The 24,746-nt window shown below is 70.9% G+C and carries 24 protein-coding genes; 17 read left to right on the forward strand and 7 right to left on the reverse strand.

Annotated elements, in window-relative coordinates; all coding sequences use genetic code 11:
* Positions 1 to 58: 58 nt before the first annotated feature.
* Both ACFVDM_RS35140 and ACFVDM_RS35145 read right to left on the reverse strand, forming a co-directional pair.
* Positions 59 to 2,410 (reverse strand): serine/threonine-protein kinase, encoded by a 2,352-nt coding sequence (locus tag ACFVDM_RS35140; protein ID WP_383650329.1) that lies wholly within the window; start codon positions 2,408 to 2,410, stop codon positions 59 to 61.
* 274 nt (positions 2,411 to 2,684) lie between these two features.
* Complete coding sequence (locus ACFVDM_RS35145; RefSeq protein WP_383650333.1) at positions 2,685 to 4,424, reverse strand: chitinase; 1,740 nt, start codon at positions 4,422 to 4,424, stop codon at positions 2,685 to 2,687.
* A 672-nt stretch (positions 4,425 to 5,096) separates the two neighbouring features.
* On the opposite strand from ACFVDM_RS35145, the gene ACFVDM_RS35150 reads away from it, so the two are divergent.
* The 16 genes from ACFVDM_RS35150 (at position 5,097) to ACFVDM_RS35225 (ending at position 18,425) form a co-directional block, all read left to right on the forward strand.
* A complete protein-coding gene (locus ACFVDM_RS35150; protein ID WP_383650337.1) occupies positions 5,097 to 5,957 on the forward strand; it encodes a hypothetical protein in 861 nt (286 codons plus the stop codon).
* A gap of 133 nt (positions 5,958 to 6,090) precedes the next feature.
* Positions 6,091 to 6,801, forward strand: coding sequence for a Flp pilus assembly protein CpaB (gene cpaB, locus ACFVDM_RS35155; protein WP_383650342.1), 711 nt, complete (start codon positions 6,091 to 6,093; stop codon positions 6,799 to 6,801).
* A 7-nt stretch (positions 6,802 to 6,808) separates the two neighbouring features.
* Entirely contained in the window at positions 6,809 to 8,056 is a 1,248-nt protein-coding gene (locus ACFVDM_RS35160) for a CpaE family protein (RefSeq protein ID WP_383650346.1), read from the forward strand.
* Positions 8,057 to 8,145: 89 nt separating this feature from the next.
* Positions 8,146 to 8,598 (forward strand): TadE family protein, encoded by a 453-nt coding sequence (locus tag ACFVDM_RS35165; protein ID WP_383650350.1) that lies wholly within the window; start codon positions 8,146 to 8,148, stop codon positions 8,596 to 8,598.
* Positions 8,595 to 8,993 carry a TadE/TadG family type IV pilus assembly protein gene (locus ACFVDM_RS35170; protein ID WP_383650354.1) on the forward strand — a complete coding sequence of 133 codons (399 nt, stop codon included), beginning with the start codon at positions 8,595 to 8,597 and terminating at the stop codon, positions 8,991 to 8,993. Before ACFVDM_RS35165 ends, ACFVDM_RS35170 begins: the two co-directional genes overlap by 4 nt.
* 35 nt (positions 8,994 to 9,028) lie before the next feature.
* Entirely contained in the window at positions 9,029 to 10,369 is a 1,341-nt protein-coding gene (locus ACFVDM_RS35175; protein ID WP_383650358.1) for a CpaF family protein, read from the forward strand.
* A 61-nt stretch (positions 10,370 to 10,430) separates the two neighbouring features.
* Positions 10,431 to 11,369: a type II secretion system F family protein gene (locus ACFVDM_RS35180; protein ID WP_383650362.1), complete on the forward strand. Its 939-nt coding sequence runs from the start codon at positions 10,431 to 10,433 to the stop codon at positions 11,367 to 11,369.
* Between the two features lie 28 nt (positions 11,370 to 11,397).
* Positions 11,398 to 12,285 carry a DUF5936 domain-containing protein gene (locus tag ACFVDM_RS35185; RefSeq protein ID WP_383650366.1) on the forward strand — a complete coding sequence of 296 codons (888 nt, stop codon included), beginning with the start codon at positions 11,398 to 11,400 and terminating at the stop codon, positions 12,283 to 12,285.
* Positions 12,286 to 12,336: 51 nt separating this feature from the next.
* Positions 12,337 to 13,698 carry a sensor histidine kinase gene (locus ACFVDM_RS35190; protein WP_383650369.1) on the forward strand — a complete coding sequence of 454 codons (1,362 nt, stop codon included), beginning with the start codon at positions 12,337 to 12,339 and terminating at the stop codon, positions 13,696 to 13,698.
* Positions 13,699 to 13,759: 61 nt separating this feature from the next.
* Complete coding sequence (locus ACFVDM_RS35195; RefSeq protein ID WP_383650372.1) at positions 13,760 to 14,833, forward strand: response regulator; 1,074 nt, start codon at positions 13,760 to 13,762, stop codon at positions 14,831 to 14,833.
* Between the two features lie 203 nt (positions 14,834 to 15,036).
* A complete protein-coding gene (locus ACFVDM_RS35200; RefSeq protein WP_383650375.1) occupies positions 15,037 to 15,270 on the forward strand; it encodes a hypothetical protein in 234 nt (77 codons plus the stop codon).
* Entirely contained in the window at positions 15,267 to 15,866 is a 600-nt protein-coding gene (locus ACFVDM_RS35205) for a pilus assembly protein TadG-related protein (protein ID WP_383650378.1), read from the forward strand. The genes ACFVDM_RS35200 and ACFVDM_RS35205 overlap by 4 nt, the downstream gene beginning before the upstream one ends.
* Before the next feature lie 30 nt (positions 15,867 to 15,896).
* Positions 15,897 to 16,484, forward strand: coding sequence for a hypothetical protein (locus tag ACFVDM_RS35210; protein ID WP_383650381.1), 588 nt, complete (start codon positions 15,897 to 15,899; stop codon positions 16,482 to 16,484).
* The gene (locus ACFVDM_RS35215) at positions 16,484 to 17,128 is read left to right on the forward strand and encodes an OmpA family protein (RefSeq protein WP_383650383.1); all 645 of its coding nucleotides are present in this window, start codon (positions 16,484 to 16,486) and stop codon (positions 17,126 to 17,128) included. The genes ACFVDM_RS35210 and ACFVDM_RS35215 overlap by 1 nt, the downstream gene beginning before the upstream one ends.
* A gap of 86 nt (positions 17,129 to 17,214) precedes the next feature.
* Positions 17,215 to 17,592 carry a hypothetical protein gene (locus ACFVDM_RS35220; protein WP_383650385.1) on the forward strand — a complete coding sequence of 126 codons (378 nt, stop codon included), beginning with the start codon at positions 17,215 to 17,217 and terminating at the stop codon, positions 17,590 to 17,592.
* A gap of 44 nt (positions 17,593 to 17,636) precedes the next feature.
* The gene (locus tag ACFVDM_RS35225; protein ID WP_383650388.1) at positions 17,637 to 18,425 is read left to right on the forward strand and encodes a hypothetical protein; all 789 of its coding nucleotides are present in this window, start codon (positions 17,637 to 17,639) and stop codon (positions 18,423 to 18,425) included.
* Positions 18,426 to 18,619: 194 nt separating this feature from the next.
* Here ACFVDM_RS35225 and ACFVDM_RS35230 read toward each other — a convergent pair whose 3' ends face one another.
* From ACFVDM_RS35230 to ACFVDM_RS35245, 4 genes are all read right to left on the reverse strand, one after another.
* The gene (locus ACFVDM_RS35230; protein WP_383650390.1) at positions 18,620 to 19,699 is read right to left on the reverse strand and encodes an N-acetylmuramoyl-L-alanine amidase; all 1,080 of its coding nucleotides are present in this window, start codon (positions 19,697 to 19,699) and stop codon (positions 18,620 to 18,622) included.
* Between the two features lie 589 nt (positions 19,700 to 20,288).
* Positions 20,289 to 21,242 carry an FG-GAP repeat domain-containing protein gene (locus tag ACFVDM_RS35235; RefSeq protein WP_383650393.1) on the reverse strand — a complete coding sequence of 318 codons (954 nt, stop codon included), beginning with the start codon at positions 21,240 to 21,242 and terminating at the stop codon, positions 20,289 to 20,291.
* A 125-nt stretch (positions 21,243 to 21,367) separates the two neighbouring features.
* Complete coding sequence (locus tag ACFVDM_RS35240; RefSeq protein ID WP_383650395.1) at positions 21,368 to 22,189, reverse strand: tyrosine-protein phosphatase; 822 nt, start codon at positions 22,187 to 22,189, stop codon at positions 21,368 to 21,370.
* A gap of 107 nt (positions 22,190 to 22,296) precedes the next feature.
* Entirely contained in the window at positions 22,297 to 22,800 is a 504-nt protein-coding gene (locus tag ACFVDM_RS35245) for a DinB family protein (protein ID WP_383650398.1), read from the reverse strand.
* Between the two features lie 320 nt (positions 22,801 to 23,120).
* On the opposite strand from ACFVDM_RS35245, the gene ACFVDM_RS35250 reads away from it, so the two are divergent.
* Positions 23,121 to 23,714 (forward strand): hypothetical protein, encoded by a 594-nt coding sequence (locus tag ACFVDM_RS35250; RefSeq protein ID WP_383650401.1) that lies wholly within the window; start codon positions 23,121 to 23,123, stop codon positions 23,712 to 23,714.
* A 153-nt stretch (positions 23,715 to 23,867) separates the two neighbouring features.
* On the opposite strand, the gene ACFVDM_RS35255 is transcribed toward ACFVDM_RS35250, so the two are convergent.
* Positions 23,868 to 24,482, reverse strand: coding sequence for a hypothetical protein (locus ACFVDM_RS35255; protein WP_383650403.1), 615 nt, complete (start codon positions 24,480 to 24,482; stop codon positions 23,868 to 23,870).
* Positions 24,483 to 24,746: the final 264 nt, after the last annotated feature.

The raw sequence follows: 24,746 nt of genomic DNA on the forward strand, positions 1-24,746 counted from the left end.
CACGGCGCCCCCTGACAGGCGCCGTGCCGGGTCCTTCATTCCGAGGGGCCCGCGCGGTCTACGCGGCCGAGGCGCAGATGATGCTCCGGCCCTGGTTCACCGGCCAGTACCAGAACCGCTCGCCCCGCCCCGCCGGACAGGTCCAGTTCTCCCCGGCCTTCGGCGCCCGGTAGAAACCGGTGATGCGCAGGATGGACTGCCCGGCCTCGGGCACGGTCGACGCGTTGCAGTTCCACACCACGGTCAGGTCCGCGTTGGTCGCGCCCCGGACCTTCGCGGGGAAGCACTGGCCCACCTGGTACACCCGGTCCAGGCAGAGCGTCCGCGTGATCCCGTCGTCGCCGGACCGGCTCCACCAGGTGAACCCCGCGCCCGTGTCGCACGAGGCCGAGGCGCCGTCCCGGGTGCTGACCCGGTTGACGTGCATGTACGCGTTCGAGGCGCGGCAGCCGACCCGGATCGGGCGGTCGGCGCTCATGTTGTCGTGCCCGTCGTTGTACACGTTCAGGCAGTCACCGGCCCGCACCGCCGCGAACGCCCGGTCGGTGGCGTCCGGGGTCGGCGTGGGCGTGGGCGTGGGCGTCGGGGTGGGCGTGGGCTCCTCCGTCTCCTCGTCCTCCGAGGAATCGTCCGAGGAGCTGTCCGTCGAGCCCGTGGTGCTCCCGGCGCTGTCCGTATCGGTGTTGCTGTCGTCCGTGTGGGTGCCGAGGCCGCCCGAGGCGACGGAGCCCGCACTGCTGCCCCCGGACGAACTCCCGCCCCCCGAACCGCTCGTCGTCTCCCACGGGTGCCAGACCAGCAGGGCGACGACGAGCCCGACCGCCACCAGCCACCCCAGCGCCGTCGAACCGCCGGAGGACCCCGAGGACGGCGTGCCCGGGGCCGCCGGACGTCCGGACCCGGACGAGGACGGTGTGCCGCCGGACGACGACCGGGACGGGGACGAGGGCGAGGACGGGGACGACGCCGCACGGGCCTGGGCCCGCGCCGCCCGGCGCCGCGCCTCCTGCTCGGCCCGCTCCCGCGCCGCCCGCTGCCGCTCGGCCTCCTCCCGGGCCGCCCGCTCCCGCGCCTCCCGCGCCCGCTCGGCGCGCTCCCGCTCAAGGCGCTCCCGCTCCGCACGCCGCTGGGCGCGCTCGCGCTCGGCCCGTTCGTGCTCCTGCGCCGCGCGCTCCCGCTCACGCCGGGCGCGGTCGGCCTCGGCGCGCTGGGCGGCCAGCCGCTCGGCCTCCTGGCGGGCCGCCTCCGCCCGCTCGGCCTCGGCCCGCTCCTGCTCGGCCTGCTCCGCCCGCCGCTGCTCGGCCAGTTCGGCCAGGGCGGCCATCTCCCGGCGCGCCCGGTCGGTGCGCGTGCGCTCCTTGCGGGCCCGGTCCCGGGCCGCGCGGGCCAGCCGCTCCGGCGGGTAGACGAGCGTGGGCGGGGGCGGCGCGGTGCCCACCCGGGTGGGCCCGGGGACGGTCGCCGCCGTGGGGGCGCCGCCGCCCGCCGCCGGGCCGCCCGCCAGCTCCAGGCCCTGGGCGGCGTACGTACCGATCAGCTCGGTCCAGCGCGGCGGCAGCCACCGCGTCCCGCTGTGCGAGGCCGGCAGATGGGCCTGGTCGCGGCGGAAGCGGGTGAGCAGGTCCGCCGGGGTCGGACGGCCCTTCGGATCGAGGGCCAGACAGGGCCGGATCGTCGCCACCAGCTCCTTGGGGAGCCCGGTGAGGTCGAGTTCGCCGCGCTGCACCCGGGCCAGCAGCCGCAGGGTGTCGCCGTCGGCCCGGTAGGGCGGGCGCCCGGTGGCGAGCAGGAACAGCGTGGCGCCCAGCGAGTAGACGTCGGACGCCGCCGTCGACGCCTCGCCGCGCGCCTGCTCGGGCGAGGTGAACGCGATGGTGCCGAGGGTGAGCCCGGTGAGGGTGAGATCGCTGGCGTGCGAGATGCCGAAGTCGATGACCCGGGGACCGTCCAGTGGCAGCAGCACGTTCTGCGGTTTCACATCGCGGTGGACGATGCCCTCGCCGTGCAGGGTGACCAGGGCCTGGGCCGTGCCGGCGGCGATCCAGCGGACGGCGGAGGCGGGCAGCACCCCGCAGGAGCGCACCAGCTCGGAGAGCGGCGGGGCCGCGATGTAGTCGATGGCCATCCAGGGCCGCTCGGCGTCCGGATCGGCGTCCCGCACCCGGGCGGTGAACGCGCTGTCCACGCGCTGCGCGAGCGCGACCTCGCGGGCGAAGCGGCGCCGGTCGACGTCGCCGACGGTGCCCTCGGCCAGCAGCGTCTTCACGGCGACGAGCCCGCGCCCGCCGGGCCGCGCACGGGCCAGATAGATGCGCCCCATGCCGCCGGACGCCAGCCGTCCGATCAGCCGGTACGGTCCGAGCGTCGCCGGATCGTCCCCGCCCAGCGCCTGAACCCGCGCCCCGGCCATGTCACTTACCCCCTGTCCGCACCACCCTCGGGCCCCACAAAGGTGCCACGCGTGCGCCCGAACAGCCATCGAACCGGCCCGTCCCGGGCACACTGTTGCGCGTCCGGGACAGGGCCGGTACGGACCGCGGGACCCCGGACGTGCAGCAGCGCCACCGGGGGAGCGGCGGCGCTGCTGGTCAGAGGTGGTCCGGGGCGCCGGGGGCGCCGGCCGGCCGGTGGCCGGGGGATGTGACGCGGGGACGCGCGGTCCGCGCCCCCGTGTCACCCACCTGCTACGGGAGGCCGTGGACCTTCGGGGCGACCGCGTTCGACCAGGCGTTGCCCGCCGTGGCGTCCCAGTTGGTCGACCAGGTCATCGCACCGCGCAGACCCGGGTAGGTCTTCGACGGCTTGAAGGTGCCGCAGTTGGTGCCCGCCGTCAGGCAGTCCAGGGCCGCGTTGACGACCGAGGGGGCCACATAGCCGCTGCCCGCGCCGCGGGTGGAGGCGGGGACGCCGATCCCGACCTGCGAGGGGTCGAGGCCGCCTTCCAGCTGGATGCAGGCGAGCCCGGTGAGGAAGTCCACCGAACCCTGCGAGTAGACCTTGCCGTCGCAGCCGAGCATCGCACCGCTGTTGTAGTACTGGGTGTTGACGACGGTCAGGATGTCCTTGATGTTGAGCGCCGTCTTGAAGTACTCGGTGCCCGTCGACTGCATGTCGAGGGTCTGCGGGGCCATCGTGATGACGAGACCGGAGCCCGCCTTCTGCGACAGCGAACGCAGCGCCTTCGTCATGTACGTGGAGTTGATGCCGTTCTCCAGGTCGATGTCGACCCCGGTGAAGCCGTACTCCTGCATGAGCGAGTAGACGGAGTTGGCGAAGTTGGTGGCGGAGGCGTCGCTGTTGACCGCGACGGACCCCTTCTCACCGCCGACCGAGATGATGACGTTCTTCCCGGCGGCCTTCTTCGCGGCGACGTCGGCCTTGAACTGGTCGACGGTGTAGCCGTTCAGGCCGGCCGAGTCCAGGTTGAAGGCGACGGTGCCCGGCGTGGACGTGGCGTCGGCGAAGGAGACCGCGATGATGTCGTAGTTCGCGGGCACGTCGCTGAGCTTCTGCACGGTCGCGCCGTTGTTGAAGTTCTGCCAGTAGCCGGTGACGGCGTGCTTCGGCACGGTGGTGCCGGGGTTCGGGTTGCCGCCGCCGTCCTTGGCAGTACGGCCGCTGACCGTCGCGGACTTGACGGACTCGCCGGCCGCGTTGGTCGCGGTGACCGCGAACTGGTACGCGGTGTCGGCCGCCAGTCCCGTGATGGTGGCCGAGGTGCCGGTGGAGGTGGTGGCCTTCACGCCGTCCTTGTAGACCGTGTAGCTCGTCGCGCCGGAGACGGAGTTCCAGGTCAGGCCGAGGGAGGAGGTGGTCGCCGTTCCGACGGCCAGACCGCTGGGGGCCCCGGGGATGGACGGACCCGGGTCCGTGCCGCCGCCGCCGTCGGGGCCGGTCACCGAGATGTCGTCGGCCAGATAGGCGGCCTGCCCGTACCAGCCGTGCGTGTACACGGTGACGGAGGTGGTGCTGGGCCCGGTGGTGAAGCTGGTGGAGAGCTTGGTCCAGCTGCTGGAGCCGGGGGACCAGGTCGCCACGTCGGTGGTGCCGGTGCCGCTGGCACCCAGGTAGGCGTAGCCGCCCTGGACCCAACCGCTCAGCGCGTAGGTCGAGTTGGGCTTCACGGCCACGGTCTGGGTGCACTTGGCGTTGTCCTGGCCGGCCGGGGTGGCCTGGAGGGCCGCGGTGCCACCGTGCACGGGGGAGGAGACGGTGGTGCCGGTGCCGCCGGAACAGGTCCAGTTGGCGAGGCCGGACTCGAAGCCGGCGTTCTTGGCGACGTTGACGTCCGCGGCCTGGGCGCTGCCGACGAGGCCGGTGAGGGTCAGGGCGCCGGCGGCCACCACGGCCATGGCGGAGCCGAGGAGCGGACGGGTGTGCCGTCTGCGGCGGAGCGGCGCACTGCTTTCCGGGGAACGTTCCACTTGCTGCCTCCGTGGGGGAGTCGGGGGGAAGACGGGGATGTGGGGGAGGGGAGCGGCACGGGGGTGCCGGGGGTGTGGAATCGAGGAACGGTGGCCACCGCTGGGCGCTAAAACTGGTCCAGACCAATCAAGTTGTCAAGACCTCTGGCAGTGATGGCTCACAACGTGCGTGGTGGGAGGGGGTGCGGGCGGCTCGCGACAGGTGCGCGTGGGAGCGCGACCGGGCGGCCCGTGCGACCGCGGCGGACATCCCGAACGGATACCGATCCGATCCCGGGGCGGCGCTCTGGGCCCGGGGGCCCCAATCGGGGCCCAGAGTTCACCTTGGGCCCACCCGCCTCGGAAGGGCCCCGGGAATGAAAGCGCTCACGCGCGCCTGACGTGCGCGGAAGCCGAATGGATCATGAATTGCCTTGGTGGGCACGACTAAGCCGCTGAATCGTACGGAATTTAACAACAAGCCACTTGGGTCGATTTGTCATGCGAACGCCCCGGCGTGAGTGGGTGAGCCCCACCTCACTGGGCCCTGAAGGGTGTTCTCTGCCTCCCCGTACGTGGATAAAGTGCAGAGGTAGGGGTGCCCGAACGAGGAGCACAAGGCAGGACGATTGCGGCCGGCTGTACGCGGCGGCCGGAAGCCGAACGGGGAACAGCGTGCCGACAGCAATAGCAGTGACCAGTGCTGACCTCGTGCTGCCGCCGACCGATCAGCAGACACCCACGGCCGTCGTGCTGCGCGCTCCCGACGAGCAGCCGCTCGAACAGGCCATCAGCGATATGCACATGCTGCTTGAGCAGCACGGATACGTCATCGCGGTCTATCCGGCCAGCATCGCGCCCACGCACGAACGGCGGCTGCACACCATCCGGTCCGTGCTGGAAAGCGACCGTATCGCCCTGCTCAAGGTGGATCTGCCTCCCCTGGGTGTTGCGGTGCTGGTGCGCCAGTTGCGGCAGTTGTCCATCTGCGACTTCAGTGCCGGAGTTGTCGCCTCCGCCGCGCGGCTGCTCTCCCACTACATCTACTCGGGCGCGCTCCTCAACTCGGTCACCAAACTCGACCGGGTGCCCGTCAGCCTGAAGACCCATGCGAAGTCCTGGGTCCCGGGATCCCAGTTCGGAGTAGTCGCCAACCCGACCCCGCAGCTCATCAAGATCGGGAACGGCGACCTCACCGGACCCGAATTCGGCACCCATCTCCTGGTCGCCAAGGGGCAGTTGCAGTCCGACTGGGTGGCGAACACCATCGCACCGGCCTGGCAGGTCCAGGCAGTGCACGACGCCGCCCTGCCCGCGGAATCGCCGCGCTGGTGGGGCACGTCGAAGATGATCGAATTCGCCGCGTTCCTGCCCGACATCTCCCTGATTTATCAGCTGGTTTCCTCGGTGCGCAGGGAGGTCTGCACCTGGTGCGGAAATGAGCTGATCGGCGACCGGTGCGGCCTGTGCTCGGCCCCGCTGAAGCCGCCGGAGAACCAAACGTACGGATCCGGTGTCCTGAACCAGGGAGCACCTATGCGCCAAGGCTCGTAGCCACCGCGGCGCCCGTGCCCCACCGGCGCGCCCGCGGCCCGGGAAACGGCGCGCCGCGCCGTTCCGCCCACGCTCTGCTCCACCCGCTCTGTCCGCTCATCGGCCCACGTCTCCCAACGAGGTTGCTCCGCTCATGAACTCACGGCAACGCCGCGGCGTCATCCTTCTCCTTCTCTCGGTCCTCTGTGCCTTCGGTGCGTTCGCCGGTGTGCTCTCCGTGATCAGTGATGTGAACTCGAAGGTCGGTCCGGAGGTGACTGCCTACCAGGTCAAAAACGACATAGCCCCGTACCGGCCCCTGGACCCGAGTCAGTTCGAGAAGGTCTCGATGCCGAAGCGCTGGCTGTCGAAGAACGCGGTCACCGACCTCTCGGTCCTCAACGGCAAGATCGCCGTCACCAACCTCCGCAAGGGTTCGCTGCTCCAGGACGACATGCTCGTCAAGCGGCCGAAGCTGGAGAACGGCCAGCAGGAGATCGCCATCATGATCGACGCCGCCACCGGCGTCGCCGGCAAGATCCGGCCCGGCAACCTGGTCAACATCTACGCGACCTTCGCGGGCCAGACCGACAAGGACAAGCCGACCTCGCGCGTGATCGTCCCCAACGCCAAGGTCATCGACGTCGGCCAGCTCACCGCGCTGGAGCCCAAGGAGGACGACCGCAGCGGCCCGAAGCAGGCCGTGCCGATCACCTTCGCCCTCGACACCACCGACGCCCAGCGCGTCGCGTACGCCGAGTCCTTCGCAGAACACGTCCGTCTCGCCCTGCTGCCCGACGACAGCCCGACCACGCTCCGTCCGGGCGAGGGCAGCTACAACCTCGACGAAGACAAGAACAAGTGAGGACTGGATGAGCACGCGAATCCTCCCGGCGGTCGGTGACGCCGACGCCGCCCGATCCATCACCACGCTGCTCGCCCAGCTCCCCGACGCGGAGCCGGCCGGGCCGCTGGGTGATTCGACCTCCCTGCTCGACACCCTGGCCCGGCTCGCCTCCGAGTCCCTGGACGAGCTGCCCGAGGTCGTGCTGGTGCACGAGCGGATCGGTCCGGTTCCAGCCCTTGAGCTGATCCGGGAGGTGGCCCTGCGCTTTCCCGCGGTCGGGGTCGTGCTCGTCACCGCCGACGCGAGCCCCGGGCTCTTCTCGGCAGCCATGGACTCCGGCGCCCGCGGCTTGGTCGGCCTGCCCCTCTCGTACGAGGAGCTGGCCCAGCGCGTCCAGGCCGCCGCCGGCTGGTCCGTCGGTGTCCGCCGCCACCTCGGCCAGGGCCCCGAGGTCTTCACGGGGCCCGGCGGCACCGTCGTCACCGTCAGCGGCGCGAAGGGCGGCGTCGGCACCACCGTCACCGCCGTCCAGCTCGCCCTGGCGGCGGCGGCCTCCGGACACTCGGTGGCCCTCGCCGACCTCGACCTCCAGTCGGGGGACGTGGCGTCCTATCTGGACGTGCAGTTCCGCCGTTCCATCGTCGACCTCTCCACCATCCAGGACATCTCGCCCCGCGTGCTCCAGGACGCCCTCTTCATGCACGACAGCGGGCTCGCCCTGCTGCTCGCGCCGGCCGAGGGCGAGCGCGGCGAGGAGGTCAGCGACCGGGTCGTACGCCAGACCATCAGCGCCCTGCGCCACCGCTTCGAGATCGTGATCATCGACTGCGGTACGCAGATGAACTCGGCCAACGCCGCGGCGATCGAGATGGCCGACCGGACCCTGCTCATCACCACCCCGGACGTGATCACCGTCCGGGCGGCCAAGCGCATGGTCCGCCTCTGGGACCGCCTCCAGGTCCGCAAGGCCGAGGAGACGGTCACCGTGATCAACCGCTTCACCCGCAACACGGAGATCCAGCCGCCGCTCGTCGAGAAGATCACCGCCACCAAGGTGGCCCGGATCGCCGTCCCGGCGAACTTCAAGGAGCTCCAGGCCGTCGTCGACGCCGGCCGCATGCAGGACCTGGAGGCCAAATCCACCGTGAAGCAGGCCCTCTGGGGCCTCGCCGGAGATCTCGGTCTGGTGAAGAACGCCGAAGGCGCCGATAAACAGGGCAAGTTCAAGGGAGACCGGGGTTCGGTCGGTGGCCGGCGAGGCCGGTCGAAGTGAACCCCGGAGGACGAAGCGATACGAAGCCGACCGATACGCACACGTGACGTCACCAGCGAAACGATGGGACCGAGGGGGACCGTTGAGCCATGACTCTTCTACGAACGGACCGGCCGCCGACCGCGGCGGACAGCGGTAGCGCGGGCATAGGCCGCGGGACGGGCAGGAAGCGGCGTGACCGGGGGCAGACGGCCGTCGAGTTCGTCGGCACCCTGCCGCTGATCCTGGTCACGCTGGCGCTGCTCTGGCAGGCCGGCATGGTCTGCTACACGTACGTCCTCGCGGGCAACGCGGCGGACAAGGGCGTCAGGGCGGCGTCGGTCACGGACGGCAGCCGGATGTCGGCCTGCCGGCGGGCGGTCCGGGAGGACGTTCCCAGCGCCTGGACCACCCAGGCCACGTGCTACGAGGACCCGTTCACCGGGCTGGTCACCGCCAAGGTCAAGGTGAACGTGCCACTGGTCTTCCCCGGCGCCTTCGATCTGCCCTGGCACGCGACCGGTGAGGCCAAGGCCAAGAACGAGAAGGGTGGAATCTGGTGACGTACGTATGGGAACGACTGGGCACTGCCCGCATCGCGGTCGGCCGCCGCACCCGTGAGCGCGGCCAGGCCGCGATCGAGTACGTGGGGGTCCTGACCCTCCTGCTCGTCGTGGCGATGGCCGTGGTCCAGCTCGGCATCGGCATCTACGCCGCCCAGCAGGCCGGAACGGCGGCCCGCTCGGGTGCGCGCGTGGCATCGGACAAGTACCAGTCATTCCGGGCCGAGCCGGTCGCACGCGCCTCCATGAGCAGCTGGCTCGCGGACGAAGCGACCATCGTCCCGACCGCCGGCTGGGACGACGTGACGGTCCGGGTCACGGTTCCGATCCCCTCCCTCCTGCCGATCTTCGACTTCGGGAGCGTCACGAAGACCGTCACCATGCCCCGTGACTGATCCGCACCACCGCACCACACCAGGGAGTTGACGACATGAGCCTGCGGGCGCGCATCACCAGTCCCGAGCCGACCAGCGGGCTGACCGAGGAGAGCCGGCTGGTCCAGGTCTACCGCGCCAAGCTCCTGGAAGAGATCGACCTCGCCGAGATGTCCGCCCTCGCGGCGGCCGAGCGCAGGGCGCGGCTCGAACGCGTCCTGGGCCACATCATCAGCCGTGAGGGACCCGTTCTCTCCCCGATGGAGCGCGCCCAGCTCATCCGCCGGGTCGTCGACGAGTCCCTCGGACTCGGCATCCTGGAACCCCTGCTCGAAGACGCCTCCATCAGCGAGATCATGGTCAACGGACCGGAGCAGGTCTTTGTGGAGCGCGGCGGGCGCCTGGAACTGCTCCCCATGCGCTTCTCCTCCAACGACCAGCTGATGCAGACCATCGAACGCATCGTCTCCACGGTCAACCGCCGCGTGGACGAGGCGAATCCGATGGTCGACGCGCGTCTCCCGTCCGGCGAGCGTGTCAACGTGATCATCCCGCCGCTGTCGCTCAAGGGCCCGATCCTCACGATCCGGCGGTTCCCCCGGGCGTTCACGCTCCAGGAGATGATCGGCCTCGGCTCGCTCGACGAGCACATGCTGATGCTGCTCGCCGGACTGGTGCGCGCCAAGTTCAACGTCATCGTCTCCGGCGCCACCGGTACCGGGAAGACGACCCTGCTCAACGCCCTGTCCGGACTGATCCCCAACGGCGAGCGCATCGTCACGATCGAGGACTCCGCCGAGCTCCAGCTCCAGCAGTCCCACGTGATCACTCTGGAGAGCCGTCCGGCCAACGTGGAGGGCAAGGGCCAGATCACCATCCGCGACCTGGTCCGCAACTCCCTGCGTATGCGCCCCGACCGCATCATCGTCGGTGAGGTCCGTGGCGGCGAGACGCTCGACATGCTCCAGGCCATGTCCACCGGTCACGACGGCTCGCTCGCCACGGTCCACGCCAACAACGCCGAGGACGCGCTGATGCGTCTGCAGACCCTGGCGTCCATGTCCGAGGTCGAGATCCCGTTCGTCGCGATCCACGACCAGATCAACAGCGCCGTCGACGTGATCGTGCAGCTGACCCGTCACTCCGACGGTTCGCGCCGCATCACCGAGATCGCCGTCGTCGACTCGCACGGCCGGGAGGACTACCGGATCGTCTCGGTCTGCCGGTTCGCCGCGCAGCCGATGGCCTCGGACGGCCGCATCTACGGACAGTTCGAGTACTACCCGCTGCCCCGCAAGATCGCCCAGCGCCTCTACGCGACCAGCGAGGCCATCCCCGCCGCATTCGGCGTCGCCCAGTCGGAGGAGCAGCTCCAGATGCGCAAGTCCGCCGCCTGACCCCGCAGCTCCGCCCCGCACCCTCCCCAGCCCGCCGCTCACCCAGAAGGCCTCGCCCGACATGGATAATCTTCCGCTCCTGACGATCGGCGTGACACTGTTCGCCGGTCTGTTCGCCGTCATAGGCGTCCACATCTTCACCTCGGGCAAAGCTCAGCAACAGGAACTCGTCGACCGGATGTCCCACACGGGACAGCTGACCATCGGCGGCCGCAACCGGCGGTTCCGGGGAGTCGACCGGCGGCTGCGCAAGACGAACCTGGGCAAGCGCATCGAGCGCAAGATCGCGGCCACCGGCCTCGACCTCACCCCCGGCGAGTACTTCGTCTACGTCGTGGCGGCGCTGCTCGCCCTCTACTTCGTGGTCGGCTCGATCTTCGCCCCCTTCTTCGGCCTGCTCGCGGCGTGCATCGGCCTCTGGGGCGGCAACGCCTTCCTGAACTACCAGCGCGCCAAGCGCACCGAGGCCTTCATCAACCAGCTCCCCGAGCTGACCCGGGTACTCGCCAACGCCACCCAGGCCGGTCTGGCGCTCCGTACCGCCATCAGCATGGCCGTGGACGAGCTCGACGACCCGGCCCACGAGGAGCTCCAGAGGGTCGCCGACCGGCTCGCCGTCGGACACTCCCTCGACGACGCGATGAACGAACTGATCGAGCGGCTGCCCTCGCGCGAGCTGACCGTCCTGGTCTCGACCCTCATCCTCTCCAACCGGGCCGGTGGCACCATCGTCTCCTCGCTGCGCAACCTCACGGGAACGCTGGAGGAGCGCAAGGAGACCCGGCGCGAGGTCACCACCCTGCTGTCCCAGGTGAAGGTGACGGCCGTGGCGGTCCCCATCCTGGGTATGGGCTTCCTGCTCATCATCAACGGCATGCGGGCCGGCGCACTCGACGACATGACCGCCGCCACACCCGGGCGGATCGCCGTCCTCGTCGCGGCCGGTCTCTACGCCCTCGGCTTCTTCCTCATCAACCGCATGACTCGCGTCCGCATCTGACGGCCGGAACCCAGAAGGAGAGGACATCATGGATCTTCTGATCGCGGCCGTCTTCGGACTCGCCGTCTACGGAGCCTTCCACGGCATCCGCATGTACCGCGCCGAGGCCAAGCTTCCGGGCGACATCGAGCTGGCCCTGGAGATCGGCTCCACCCGGACCACCGCGGCCGGCGGGCTGGCCGACCGGGTGGGCATGCGCTACGCGCCCCGGGTGCTGTCGATGATGGGACCCAAGCGGGTCGACAAGGTCCGCCGCAAGCTGGACATGGCCGGTAACCCCGGCGGTATGACGGTCGACCGCTACGCAGCGCGCCGCGCCTTCTACGGAGGCCTCGGCGCACTGGCCGCCCTGGCCATGCTCATGAACGGCCAGCTCATCCTGGCGATCATCCTGCTGGTCTACGGGTTCTTCTGGACCGATGCGATCATCCGGTCCGCCATCGGCCGCCGCAAGGACGACATCGACCGCACGCTCCCCGACTTCCTGGACGTCCTCGCGGTCGTCGTGTCGGCCGGTCTCGGCTTCCGCCAGGCCCTGGAGCGCGTCGCCGAGAAGTACCAGGGCCCCTGGGCCGACGAACTGCGCATCACCCTGCGCCAGATGGACATGGGTGTCAGCCGGCGAGAGGCCTTCGACCAGCTCCGCAAGCGCAACGAGTCCGAGCAGGTCTCGATGTTCGTCTCCGCCCTCCAGCAGGGCGAGGAACTCGGCGCCCCCATCGTCGACACACTGATTCAGATCGCCAACGACATGCGCCGCACCGACGCCCAGAACGCCCGGCGGAAGGCGTCGAAGGCCGTTCCCAAGGCGACGCTGATCGTCACCAGTTTCATGCTGCCCGGCACGATGATCCTCATCGCGGTCGGCTTCTACTACGCGGCCGACGTCAACATCGGCGACGTGTTCGGGGGCTGACACACGCGCCCGCGCATGTGCACCCGAACCGACGAGGAGTGAGAGGACCAGATGGGCCCACGACCGACCGGGCCCGCCCTGACAGGCGGCCCCGACGCGCAGACACCGGAGAGCAGCCCCGGCCATGTGCCGGCCCTGCCGATCCAGTTGAACGCGTTGCAGGCGCTGTGCCGCCAGCTGTTCGGCTTCCGGCTCGCCATGACTGCTCTGGCGACGCCCTTCGCCCTGCGCGGGGTCGAGGACGATCTCGGGAAGTGGCTGGTGGGCGCGGCGGTGCTGGTCACCGTCATGGTGTCCTACGTGCTCATGCGCGACTGGGAGCGCTTCGGCCCGATCCTGCTCCGTCACCCCGCGCTGCTGGCCGTCGACATGCTCTTCGGCGCGATGCTGCTGTTCGCCGCGACACCCGGTTCGACCCTCTCGTACGTCACCGTCTGCACCCCGCTGCTCGCCGGTCTGGTCTACGGCTGGCGCGGCGGGGCGATCTTCGCCGTCCTGCAGTCGCTGCTGCTGGCCGCGTCGTACGGTGCCAACCGCGAGGTCGATGCCGAGGTCTCGGCGCTCCTGGTGGTGGGCCTCTGCATCATGGCCGGAGCTGTTGGCGCCTCCCTGCGGGGTCTGCTCCTCAGGTTCGGCGCCGCGTCCCAGGCGCTGACGGAGACCCGGGCGCGGCTGGCCGTCAGTGGCGCGGTCGAGGAGGAGCGCGCCCGTCTCGCCCGTGAGATGCACGACTCCGTGGCCAAGACCCTGCACGGCCTGGCGATGGCGGCCGACGGACTCGCCAGCACCGCCGACCGCATGGACCCCATGACGGTGAAGCACCAGGCGGAACTGGTGGCACGCTCCGCCCGCCGCGCGGCGGCCGAGTCCCGCGAACTCCTCTCCGACCTGCGGCGTGAGTCCGGTCTCGACGGCGGCGTGGACGTCCTGGACGAACTCAGCGCCCGTACGGCCGACTTCGAACGGCGTCACGGGGTCAAGGCCGTCTACCGCCGGATCGGCGACGGCGCCGTCCCCCTCATCCCGCACGCCGTCGCCCGGCACGCCCTCACCATCGCCACCGAGGCCATGGAGAACGCCCAGCGCCACGCCCGGCCCAGCTTTGTCGAGGTCTCGGCGGGGCTGGTCCGCGACGTGGTGCGCATCAGCGTGTACGACGACGGCGACGGCCTGCCCCGGGGCACCTCACTGGACGATCTCCGCAAGGCCGGCCACTTCGGCCTCGTCGGCATGGTCGAACGCGCCGCCTCCATCGGGGCGCGTATCCGCATCGGTCGCGGTAAGGCGGAGCGCGGCACCGAGGTCCGTCTCGATCTGTCGCTCGCCGCGATGAACCTGGCCCCGCCGGCCACCGCACCACCCCCGCCCCTGCTGCCGCAGGTCCCCGGACAGCCCGTGCGGATCGACAACTGAATACGCGTAACCGCTCCAGACCACCCCACAGTCCCCATCCTTGAGAGAGGAGGCCCGCACCATGCCGGACGAGATCTCCCGCAGCTCAGGAGAGCAGTGGACGCAGCAGCCGCATGTCTCGCAGCACACGTCCTCGCACTCCAGCCCGCTCAGCTCGCCCCCCACCGCCGGTGTCCCCGCACCCACCCCTTCAGGCGGTCTCCCGGCCTTCCCCGGCCCGGAAGCCATGCCCGCCGTACAGGCCCTCAGAGTGGTCGTCGCCGACGACAACCCGGTCGTACGAGCCGGTCTGACCGTGCTTCTGCAGGGCCGCGACGACATCGACGTGGTCGCCGAGGCCGGTGACGGCCGGCAGGCCTACGAGATGGCCGTCCAGCACCGGCCCGATGTCGTCCTGCTGGACGTCCGCATGCCCGGCGTCGACGGCATCTCCGCCCTGCCCCATCTGGTGCGGCTGGCCCCGGTGCTGATGATGACGTACAGCCGGGAGAGCGAGATCGTCCACGAGGCCCTGCGCCTGGGCGCGGGCGGCTACCTGGTGCACGGCGAGTTCACCGCCGACCAGCTCGTCGCCGCGGTCCGCGACATCAAGGACGGCCGGGCCCACTTCACCTATTCGGCCAGCAGCGCCCTGCTGGACTCCGTGCGCGGCGGAGGCCTCGGCCAGGACGGCAGACCGCTGCCGGAGGGCCTGGGGACGGCCTTCACCGGGCCCGGCTACCGGCCCGCACCTCAGGGCCATGTATCTGCACCCGCACACGACACGCACGGACCATGGCCGTCTCGCGGGACAACGAATCACCAGGTCGGGGGCGTGCGCGAGGAGTTGGGCGGGCACGGATTCCCGCAAAAGGCTTCGCTTCCGCAATCATCTGTGGCACATTCTTCCCAGGGGGTTCCCGTTGCGGCCCCTCAGGGTGTGCCAGGAGATCTGAGTGAACGGGAGGTGGAAGTGATGGACCTGATCGCGTCGGGCATGACAAATCAGCAGATCGCGGCCACCTGCTTCATCAGTCAGAAGACCGTCAAGAACCACATCAACCGCATCTTCGCCAAGTTGAATGCCGGCAGCCGCGGCGAGGCCATCGCCGTCTGGCACCGCATGTCGTCCGGGGGGTCGACGAGGCATGGCTGAGCACATGATGGGCCCGAAGGCCCAACTGAGGGAGTGGGCCCGGAGTTGGGCCCGCAGGCCCATGCGAGTGGGTGTTGCCCCGGCGTACGTTTCTCATGTCGACAGCGAGACCGGCCAGGAGGAAGCCGGAAGCGCGAACGACACGAAGACTTACGTATCAGCGTCGGCCGACTCCCGGTCGGCCGAACTCGGAGGGGAACACCATGTCGAACATCACCCTGAAGGCCGCCGCCGCCACCCAGACCTACATCAACGGCTGGAAGAACACCGCCGTGGACGCGATCAAGCGCCGCAGCGACAAGGGCCAGGGCGCGATCGAGTACGTCGGCATCACGATCCTCGTGGTGGCCATCGTCGTGGCGCTGCTGCAGACGAACCTCGGCGAGACCATCGCCAGCACCTTCAGCGACAAGATCAACGAGGTCCTCGGCGGGTGATCCGTCGACTGAGGAACGAGGCAGGGCAGGCCGCACCGCTGTACATCACAGCGGTGACGGGCCTGCTCTTCCTTGCGTTGATCTTCTTTGCGTTCGGTGAAGGTGATGTCAAGCGCAACGGCGCCCAGAGCGCGGCCGACTCGGCGGCACTCGCGGCGGCGAAGGAGTCCCGGAGCCTCCTCAAGCTGGACCTGAAGGCGCATGTCATGGACAGGGCCTACTACATCGCGGTGTTCAACGCACCGTTCGTCGGATTCGACGGCTGTGTGAACGCGATGTCGTTCGCCGCTCAGAACGACAGCACGGCTCGGTGTCGGGGGCTGTACGACGGCCGCTGGGGCTACCACGTCGTTGCGAAGTCGAACAAGCGGATGACGGCGAATCTCGTCCCGGGTGTCAAGGGCAAGCGGGCGGAGGCGGAAGCGACCTCCGCGGTCATCAACCGGTGCAAGTTCGTTCCGAACCCGGATCTGACCTCGACCTCGATCGGGACGGTCTTCTGCAAGAGCGGCCTGGTCTGGGTCGTCAGCCCCAAGGACCTCGCCACCATGCCTGACATGACTCAACTCTTCGATGTCCGTCTGGTCGAAGACTGACCACCGAACACACGCAAAGGAATTGGACCGATGGGTAATCCGCACATGAGGACCATGCGCCGTGCCGGGGGTGTCGCTGTGCTGGCGGCCACCCTGGCACTCTCGATGACCGCTTGTGGCAGCGACGACGGGAAGAAGCCGAAGGACGCCGCGTCCCAGGCCTCCAACTCGCCGTCGGACAAGGGCAACGGTGGCGGGGAGACCGTCCCGGACACGAGCACCGTTCTGGTGACGTCCAAGAACGACGCCGGCATCGAGATGGCCATCAATTCCGCCAAGCGCGACAGCGGCGGGTTCCTCACGGTCTCCGGCCAGTTCAAGAACACCTCCTCGAAGACGTTCAGCATCCCGATCGGATGGAACGGCAAGGAGGTGGCGGTCGCGCTGAAGGACCGCTCCCTGGCAGACATGACGCTGGTCGACTCGCAGGGGAAGAAGCGGTACTACGTGCTCAGGGACACGGACAACCGTCCCCTGACTACCACGGGGTACAACGCCTTCTTCAAGGCGGGGGCCACCCTGACGTTCTTCGCCCAGTTCCCGGCCCCGCCGGAGTCCACCACCAAGGTCGACCTGCTCTTCAGCGGGTTCGCCCCCGCACCGATTGAGATCTCCTGATGAGCGCCGTCACCACCGGCGCCCGTCGGGTGTCCGCCCACCTCGCGGTCACGGTTCTGACGGGTGCGCTCGCCTTCGGGGTCATGGGTGCCCCGCAGGCGTTCGCGGACGACAGTCCGTACCCGTCGGCCTCGGCCGAACCGCCGGTCAAGATCGATCCGAACGACTCCGATCTGAAGCTCCCCGAGGGCGCCACGCTCGCTCCCGCCAAGGTGCTCGACATCAAGTCGGTCATCGAGGACATGGGCGGGGAGGAGCGCCGCGAGGACACCAACTCGGACATCAAGTTCGCTCTCCAGGCCGAGGTCCTCTTCGGCAAGGACAGCGCCACACTGAGCGCTGCGGCCAACGGCCGGATCAACGAGATCGCCCAGGAGATCAAGAAGCAGGACGCCAAGAAGGTCCGGGTGTTCGGCTTCACGGACAATCTGGGCTCGTCCGCCCACGGTGACGTCCTCTCCAAGCAGCGTGCCGAGGCCGTGCACGGGGTGCTGCAGAAGGCGCTGTCCGGCAGCGGAATCTCCTTCGAGGTGAAGGGCTACGGCGAGCAGTACCCGATCGCCAGTAACTCCACCGAGGAGAGCCGCAAGAAGAACCGCCGCGTGGAGGTCTCCTTCGCGCGCGCGGAGGGCTCGAAGAGCTGAGCCACCGCTTCAGGCGCCCGGCCCCCGCGAGCTGATCGCGGGGGCCGGGCGTTTTTCTGCCGCGCCGCCGTGGAAGGGTCGTGCCCATGACCGAGAACTGGACCCTCACCGACGGCGGACCGACGGTGCCGGCCGACGAGGCCGTTGCCGAACTGCGCCGCAGGACCGACGCCGGCGCACACGAGTCGTGGTTCACCAGCACGGACGGGCGCAGCCTGGCCTTCGTCACCAACACCGAACGGGCCATGGTGATGCTCCTCGCGGGCGAGGGCGACCCGGGGGAGCACGCCTGCGACCCGGCGGCCGGCGAGGAGTGGAGCGACGGCTTCGTCCTCGCGAACGGCCAGGACGACGAGTACCCCGACACGGACACCGTCCCCGTGGAGGAGGCGCACCGGATCGTCCACCACATCGTCGCCCACGGCCGCCCTCCGGCGGATGCCGCGTGGATCGTGGACCGCTGAGCCCGTACGGGCCCGTTGTCAGTGGCGCGCGCCATCATGAGGTCATGACCGCTGCGCGCCCGTCGACCGATTCCGCCGTCTGGCGGCTCCACCACCACGACCGGGAGATCGCCCGCCTCCGTGTGACCGGTGGCGACATGCCCTGGCTCCACGGCGAGCTGGAGGAACTGCCCGGCTTCGATGCGTTCCGCGAGGTCTTCGTGGCCGAGACACGGGCCGTCGACGAGGAGGACTGGGAGCGCGCCGAAGCCTGCCACGAGGAGATACGCGACGCACTCACCCTGACGTACCCGGACGGCACCCCCGTCGCGGAGTTCCTGCTGCGCATCCACGGCGACGGCACGGCGGGCTGGCGCTGGCACGGCACACGTCGGGCGCAGTCGGAAGGGGGAGCGGCGCCCGCCGACGGCGCCCTGGTCGCCCACGGCGGGAAGGCGGATGTCGATACGGGCGTGGGCACGGGCGCCGGCACGGACGCGGATCCGGGCGTGCGGCTGGTTCGGAACCTCGTCGCTGCCGTTCCCGCCTTCGAGGACCTCTACGAGTCGCATGTGTTCAACGAGGACGGCGTGCTGCCGCACGTCTTCTTCTGGGAGGTCACGCAGGAGACGGTGAAGTCGTTCCTCGGGCTGGACGCCGACGCGCCGGACTGGCGGGCGACGCTGCGGTTCCTGGAGGAGCAGAGCGCGCGGGGGGTGCCGGGAATCGACGAGGTCGTGGTGACGTCGTTCCTGGAGTATCTGCCGTTTCCGGGGCAGCCGGGGCACGCGATCGTGGGGGAGCTGGGGCCGGTGATGGCGGCCGCGTTCGCGAAGGTGCGGTCCGCGGGGTAGGGGTCTTGCGTTCGGACCGTGCTGGGCTCGCGCGAAGGTTTCCGGGCGGGGAACGGGGAGGGGATGTCCGGCGCCCTGGTCGGGGGCGCCGGACACCCCTCGTGCGTGCGGGGTTGGTGGACCCCCCTGCAGTCCACCACTCCCGCCGCCGCTCGTGCCGGAAGGAGTTCCGGCCGGAACGGACGTGCGGTGGGTCAGGCGACGAGGCGGCTCCAGGTGCGGGCGTCGACGACGCCGTCGGCGGGCAGGGAGCGGGTGGTCTGGAAACGGGTGACGTTCGTCCGGGTGCCGGGGCCGAAGTCGCCGTCGGTGTCGGTGGGGATGCCGTGGGCGGTGAGCTGGAGTTGGAGGGCCTCGACGGCGGTGCCGGAGTCGCCCTGGCGGGCGGGGGCGGCGAGCTGGTTCCAGGTCTGGAGGCCGGCGACACCGTCGGGTGTGGCGTGTTCCGCGTCCTGGAAGGCGTACACCGCGGCCTCGGTCGAGGGGCCGTAGTCGCCGTCCGCCGTGAGGGCGGCGCCGCGGGCGTTGAGGAGGAGCTGGAGGGTGCGGACGCCTTCGCCGTCGGCCCCGGAGGACAGGACCGGCCAGAGCGGCGGGGTCGGGTCGCCGCCGATCCTGGCGGCGACGTCCTGGCGGAGCTGGGGCAGCAGGGCGTAGAGGCGGTCCCCGGGGCACAGGGTGCTGTTGAAGTCGCGGTGCCCGTAGATCTGGTACGCGGGCAGACCGTACTGACGGCACACCAGCTCACACAGGTCCACGAGCGCGGCGTACTGCACCCCGCGCGGGTCGACCGTGGAGTAGGTGCCCTCGTTCTCGATGCCGATGGCCACCGTGTTCTGCCCGGTGCAGTGTGCCGACTCCACCTGCCGGGTCCCGGCGGTCAGGGCGGCGAGGCTGCCGTGCCGGCCCTCCATCACGTACGCGCCCCGGCTGATCGTGAAGTGCTGGCCCGTGTCGGTCCACTTCTCCACGTCCAGCTGGTACGCCTGCATGGACCGGGCCAGTTCGAAGGCGTGGGCCTGCGAGTAGTCCGTGACGTTCGGGTCCGCTGTGTGGTGGACGATGATCTTCTGCGGCGGGGTGGGGAGCAGATTGACCGGGCTGCTCGGCGGCCTCGCGCCCCAGGTCGCGCAGTCCGCGATCACCGGACCGGACGCGGCGCGCGCCCGGTCCGGTGCCACGAACGGCAGCAGGACCGCGGCCCCCGCCGCGAATGTTCCGGTGAGGACGGTGCGGCGGCGCGGACCGGGTCCGGGGCGTGCGTGCGCGGTCATGGCGGAGCTCCCTTTCGGGCGTGGCGAACGGGACGGCGGACAGGTCGGCGAGCGGGTCCGGGGCGGTGCGGGCGACGGTGCCCGGCGGGTTCCGGGCGACGGTGCCCGGCCTCCCTCTCCGCCGTAGCCGCCCGGAGCCGCCCGAGCCACCCGGAGCCGTCCGAGCCACCCGAAACCGGCCACGGAAACGAAGGAGCGGGCGGGGGAGCGAGCGGACGGGCGCATGGTTCCGGTGCGCGACGTTGCGGCGGAGGAGGCGGAGGAGGCGGAGGAGGCGGAGAAAGCGGAGGGTGCGGAGGTGCGTGGCCCCGGGTGCGCCGCACGGCGCGGCGGCCGGGCCGACTCCCTGAAATCTACCGACCGTTCTCCGGGCTTCCGGGCCATCCGCCGTCCCGGGTGACCGGGGAGCCGTCCCGGGTTCGTCTGGGACGCCTCTGGGACGGGCCCTCCCGCTGCCCTGACCTGCGCAGACGCGGGCGGCCCGGTGACGCGCACGAGGCGGGCCCCGCGGTCCCTCCCGGGAACCGCGGGGCCCACCCCTCGTACATACGATCTCCGTGCGGGCCCCGTACAGGGCCCGTGCGGGCGTCTACAGCAGGTTGTACGCCTGGAAGCCGTGCCCGATCTGGACCGGGCTCTTGAACACGGCCGGCGCGTTGCCCGTGCCCGAGTACCGGAACAGGTCGCCGTTCGGCTTGCGGGCGACCAGGTCCGTCTTGCCGTCCGAGTCCATGTCACCGATCGACAGGAGGCGGTCGTACACGTTCCAGCCGCCGCCGATGCGCTCACGGGTGGCGAACGGGGCCTTGTAGTCGCCGGTGCCCTTGTACAGCCACAGGACGCCGGACCCGTCCCGCGCGACGATGTCGGCCTTGCCGTCCCCGGTCAGGTCCGCCTGGCCGGCGAGCTGCGTGTACTGGCCCCAGCCGCCGCCGATCCGCTGGCGGGTGGTCAGCGTGCCGTCCGGGTAGCCGAGGTAGCCCCAGAGCACACCGTCCTTGTCCAGACCGATCAGGTCGGCCTCGGGAGCCCCGCCGAGGTTGCCCGGCGAGAGGACCGTCGTGTAGATGTTCCAGCCCTTGCCGACCTGCTTCGTGTACGCCTGGAGGTCGTCGTCGATCCAGGTGTAGTGCAGGGTGCCGTCCTTGCGCAGGTTCCAGGTCCCGTCGCTGTAGCCGTCCTTGTCGTTGTCGACGTCGATGGACCCGGCGGCGAAGTCGTAGTTCACCCCCACGTCGTACTGCGGCTCGAAGCCGCCCTGCCGGTCCGAGAAGTACAGGAAGAGATTGCCCGTCTGCTTGTGGACGGCCGTCATCGGGAAGGTCGGCGTCGCCACGACGGGTCCGTCGGCGGCCTGCGGGGCCGCGCTCGCGGCGGACCGGCCGTCCGCGCCGTTCTGCGCGGCCGCTCCGGCCCGCGCGCGGTCGGCGGCCGACGGGTCGTCCGAGGCGGTGGCCGTGCCGGCGGTGGTGGCCAGCGCCACCGTGAGGGCGGTCGTGGCGAGCGTGCCTCTCAGCGCACGCCTGCGTCGACTACTGATCATGAAGAGGTCCCCCCTGGGATGTGGCCTGTGGGAAACACTGATCCGCTCAACAGGGCGAGTGTTTCCCGCCGTTGATCAACACCCTCTCACGGCCCTCTGACACCCGGACGGGGGGCTGCCGGGGATCACGGGGTCCGGGGCCGCCCCGACAGGACCGCGCGCAGGTCCGCCAGCTCGGACTCCGTCGCGCCGTGCGCCAGCAGCCAGTCCGGTACGGATCCGTGGTGGCTGCGGATCCACAGCAGCGCGTGGAACAGATGCGTCGCGGCGACGGGCAGCGCGCCGTGACCGGGCCGGGGCGAACCGCCCCCGGGCCGTTCGCCCGCCACCAACCCGTTGACGGCCAAAGGCTGTTCACCCGCCACCGGCCCGCCGACCGCCGAATGCGCCCAAGTCCCCAGCCCCAGGGCCTCGTTCGAGCGGAGGAAGTCCTCGGTGACCTCTGCCTCGGAGGCGCCGAGCAGCGTCTGGAGCACGGCGACGGTCAGGCCGGTCCTGTCCTTGCCCGAGGCGCAGTGGACGAGTACGGGCACGGCCCCGGGGGCGGTGATCGCGCGGATCACCGCGACCGTGGAGCGTCCGGCCCGGCCGGCCATCGCCGGGTACAGCTCCCGCTGCTCCGCGGGCCACCGCCGCTCCACGAAGACCGGGGCGCGGCGGTACGTGAAGCCGAGCCCGTCCCGTACGTCCGGGGCCGCCGCGACCTCCGGCGTACTGCGGAGATCGATCACCGTGCGCAGCCCCAGCTCCCCGAGCCGCTCCGCGCCCCGCGCGGTCAGCGCGTCCAGCGCCCCCGAGCGGTACAGGATCCCGGGCCGCAGCTCACCGACCCCGCCCGCGTCGCGGAGGTTCCGGACGCCGGGCACGTCGATCGGGGTGCCGGGACCGCCGGAGACGGGCGGGCGGGGCGGGGGTGCGGGGGCGGTGCCTTCGGTCGGTGTGCTCACCGGACGAAGGGTACGACCCGGACCGGACCCCGCCCGGACCCCGCCCGGACCCCGCCCGGACCCGGCCCGGACCCCGCCCGGATGCGGGACGGGCGCGGGGGCGCGGCTCAGGAGCCCGTGGTGCCGTCGATGGTCTCCCGGATGATGTCGAGGTGCCCGTTGTGCCGGGCGGTCTCCTCGATCAGGTGGAGCAGGATCCAGCGCAGATCGGGGTGGCGGCCGTCGCTGCGGGGCTGCTGGGCCGGGGTGTCCAGATCGTGGGAGGCGACGAGCGCGCGGTAGCGGGTGCTCTGCTCCTCGTACTCCGCGAGGACCCGGGCCAGCGGCATGTCGACCGCGATCCGCATCTCGCGGTCGGGGTCCTCGTCGGTCCAGGGCCCCTCGTCCTCGCCGCCGAGGAAGACGACCTCGAACCAGAAGTACTCGACCCAGCGGAGGTGGTTCACGATTCCGGCGAGGGTCATCAGGGGCGAGCCCGGGAGCGGGGCGCGGACCGCGTCCTCCTGGGAGAGCCCTTCGCACTTGGCCAGGGCGGTGGCGCGCGTGTAGTCGAGGAAGGTGGTCAGCTGGGTGCGTTCGTCCCAGGCGGAAGGTGCGTCAGTACGTGTCATCGCCGTACACCCTGACGGTGCGGCGCGCCGCTGTCCACGGCTTATCCGCGGGCCGGGCCCGGCCCGCGGAGCGGAGGGGCGCGTCCCGCATTGGGGTCCGGGCGTGGGCCCGTGGGCCCACGCACCACGCCGCGCCGCTCATTACGCTCATGACGACCGAACGTGAACCTCTCGCTACGCCACCGGAAGGCGGCCGTACGAGGGCGGGCGCGTGCACAAGGATCTTCACGCTCTACCTGACCAGCAGGGCGGCCCAGTCCCCTCCGGCATGTGCCCGGAAGGATCGGTGCGTCCGCACTTTCTTCGCGAGGGACGTGTCGATGAGTGACGGATTCTTCTCCTCCTACCATCTGGGCTGGAGCCGCCCCGACGCCGAGTCGCTGCTCGGCGATCTGGAGTCGGCGGGCGTACGGCCCGACCACCCGGTCACCCGGCGCATCACCCTCGTCGGCACCGGCGCCCAGCACACCGGAACCCAGTCCTGGGTCACCCGCGACCAACTCGTCCTGCTGGCCGGTCTGCAACGGCTGGACCGGGTCGACTTCCTGCTCTGGCTGCGCACCGGGGCCGGCATACCCACCCGGGTCCGCCGCACCGACACCGGCACGGTCGCGCTCTGCTTCTCCCTCTCCCGGCTGAGCCGCGACGAGGGGGAGACCGTCGTCCGCGCCGCACGGGAAGCCGTGGGCCGGGCGTCGGTGCTCTGCGTCGGATTCGTCGTCGACCGCGAGGGGGCCTCGGCGGCGACCGACTGGCAGGGGTTCATCGAGAAGGGCACGGTCTACTTCGACCACTGGCCGGACACCCTTGCGGTGCGGCCCGAAGTAGCCGCCGTGCAGCCCCAGTTGACCGGGGTCGGTTCGTTCCCGCAGTCGCCCTGGGTGGTGTACGGGAGCGACGTGCCCAACCGGTGACGCCCGTCCTCCGTCTGTCTCCTCCCTGGCAGGACCGGGGAGGAAGCAGACGGAGGACGGGCCGGAGCAGTGCTTTCCCGCGTCAGGCGAACCGTGTCGAGCGAACCGCGGCACGCGACACGTCACACGGGGCTGGGTTCCGGGCGAACCGCGTCACGCGACCCCGGCGACGGCCAGCGCCGCGAGGACCCCGGTGGCCACGCTGATCCCGCCGATGTAGTCCGCGGCACCCGCTCCGCCGTCCCGCCACGAGTACGGGGCCGCGTGCGGCGACACCGTGTCCGTGTCGTCCATGAGCCCGTCCACCGCGAGACCGATCGCCGCCCCGGTGGCCAGCGCGACGACCGGCATCAGCACGCCCTCCGAGCCCGAGGCGTGCGACTGCGTCGCATAGAGGTAGACGAGGGCGCCCACGGGGGCGCCGAGGGCGGCCGACAGGTGCAGGGCACGCGAGGCGCGCTGCTCGTAGGGCAGGACGCGGGCGGCGGCCAGCACCGCGAGCACCGTGGCGAGCACGACGGGGACGTGCTCCAGGGCCAGGCGCCAGGTGAAGTCGTCGAGGCGTTCGTCGCTGGCCAGCAGGTCGACGAGCCCCCGGGAGATCACGTATCCGGCGATCACGTAGACGAGGACCCCGGTGATCCAGCTTCGGGCCAGCGCCAGCGCGGAGCCGGCCCCGCCCCCGCCCGGTCTGCCCGTCCGGCCGGGACCGTGCCCCGGGGGTACCTGCCCCGCGCTTCCGCTTCCCCAGCCGCTGCCACCGCTCACGGTGCTTCCTCCCTCTGCGACGCCGTCCCGACGGCTTCCGTTGCGCTGCCGTTTCTCGGGTGTGGCGTGAGCGTACGGCCGGTCCGGTGCCCCTGACCTGGGCCCGGGGCCCCAACCTCGGGCCCAGCCTGGCCCCGGGAGCCCCCCTGTGCCCCCGGGACACAGACGTGGCGCCCGCGAGCCCCCGCCCCCCGCCGCATCCCGCCCCCTCCGCATCCCGCGCCTTCCGCATCCGCCCGCCGGCCCCCGTGCGGCGGCAGACAT

This window comes from Streptomyces sp. NPDC057682 (assembly GCF_042799575.1).
In the GTDB taxonomy this organism is placed as follows: Bacteria; Actinomycetota; Actinomycetes; order Streptomycetales; family Streptomycetaceae; genus Streptomyces.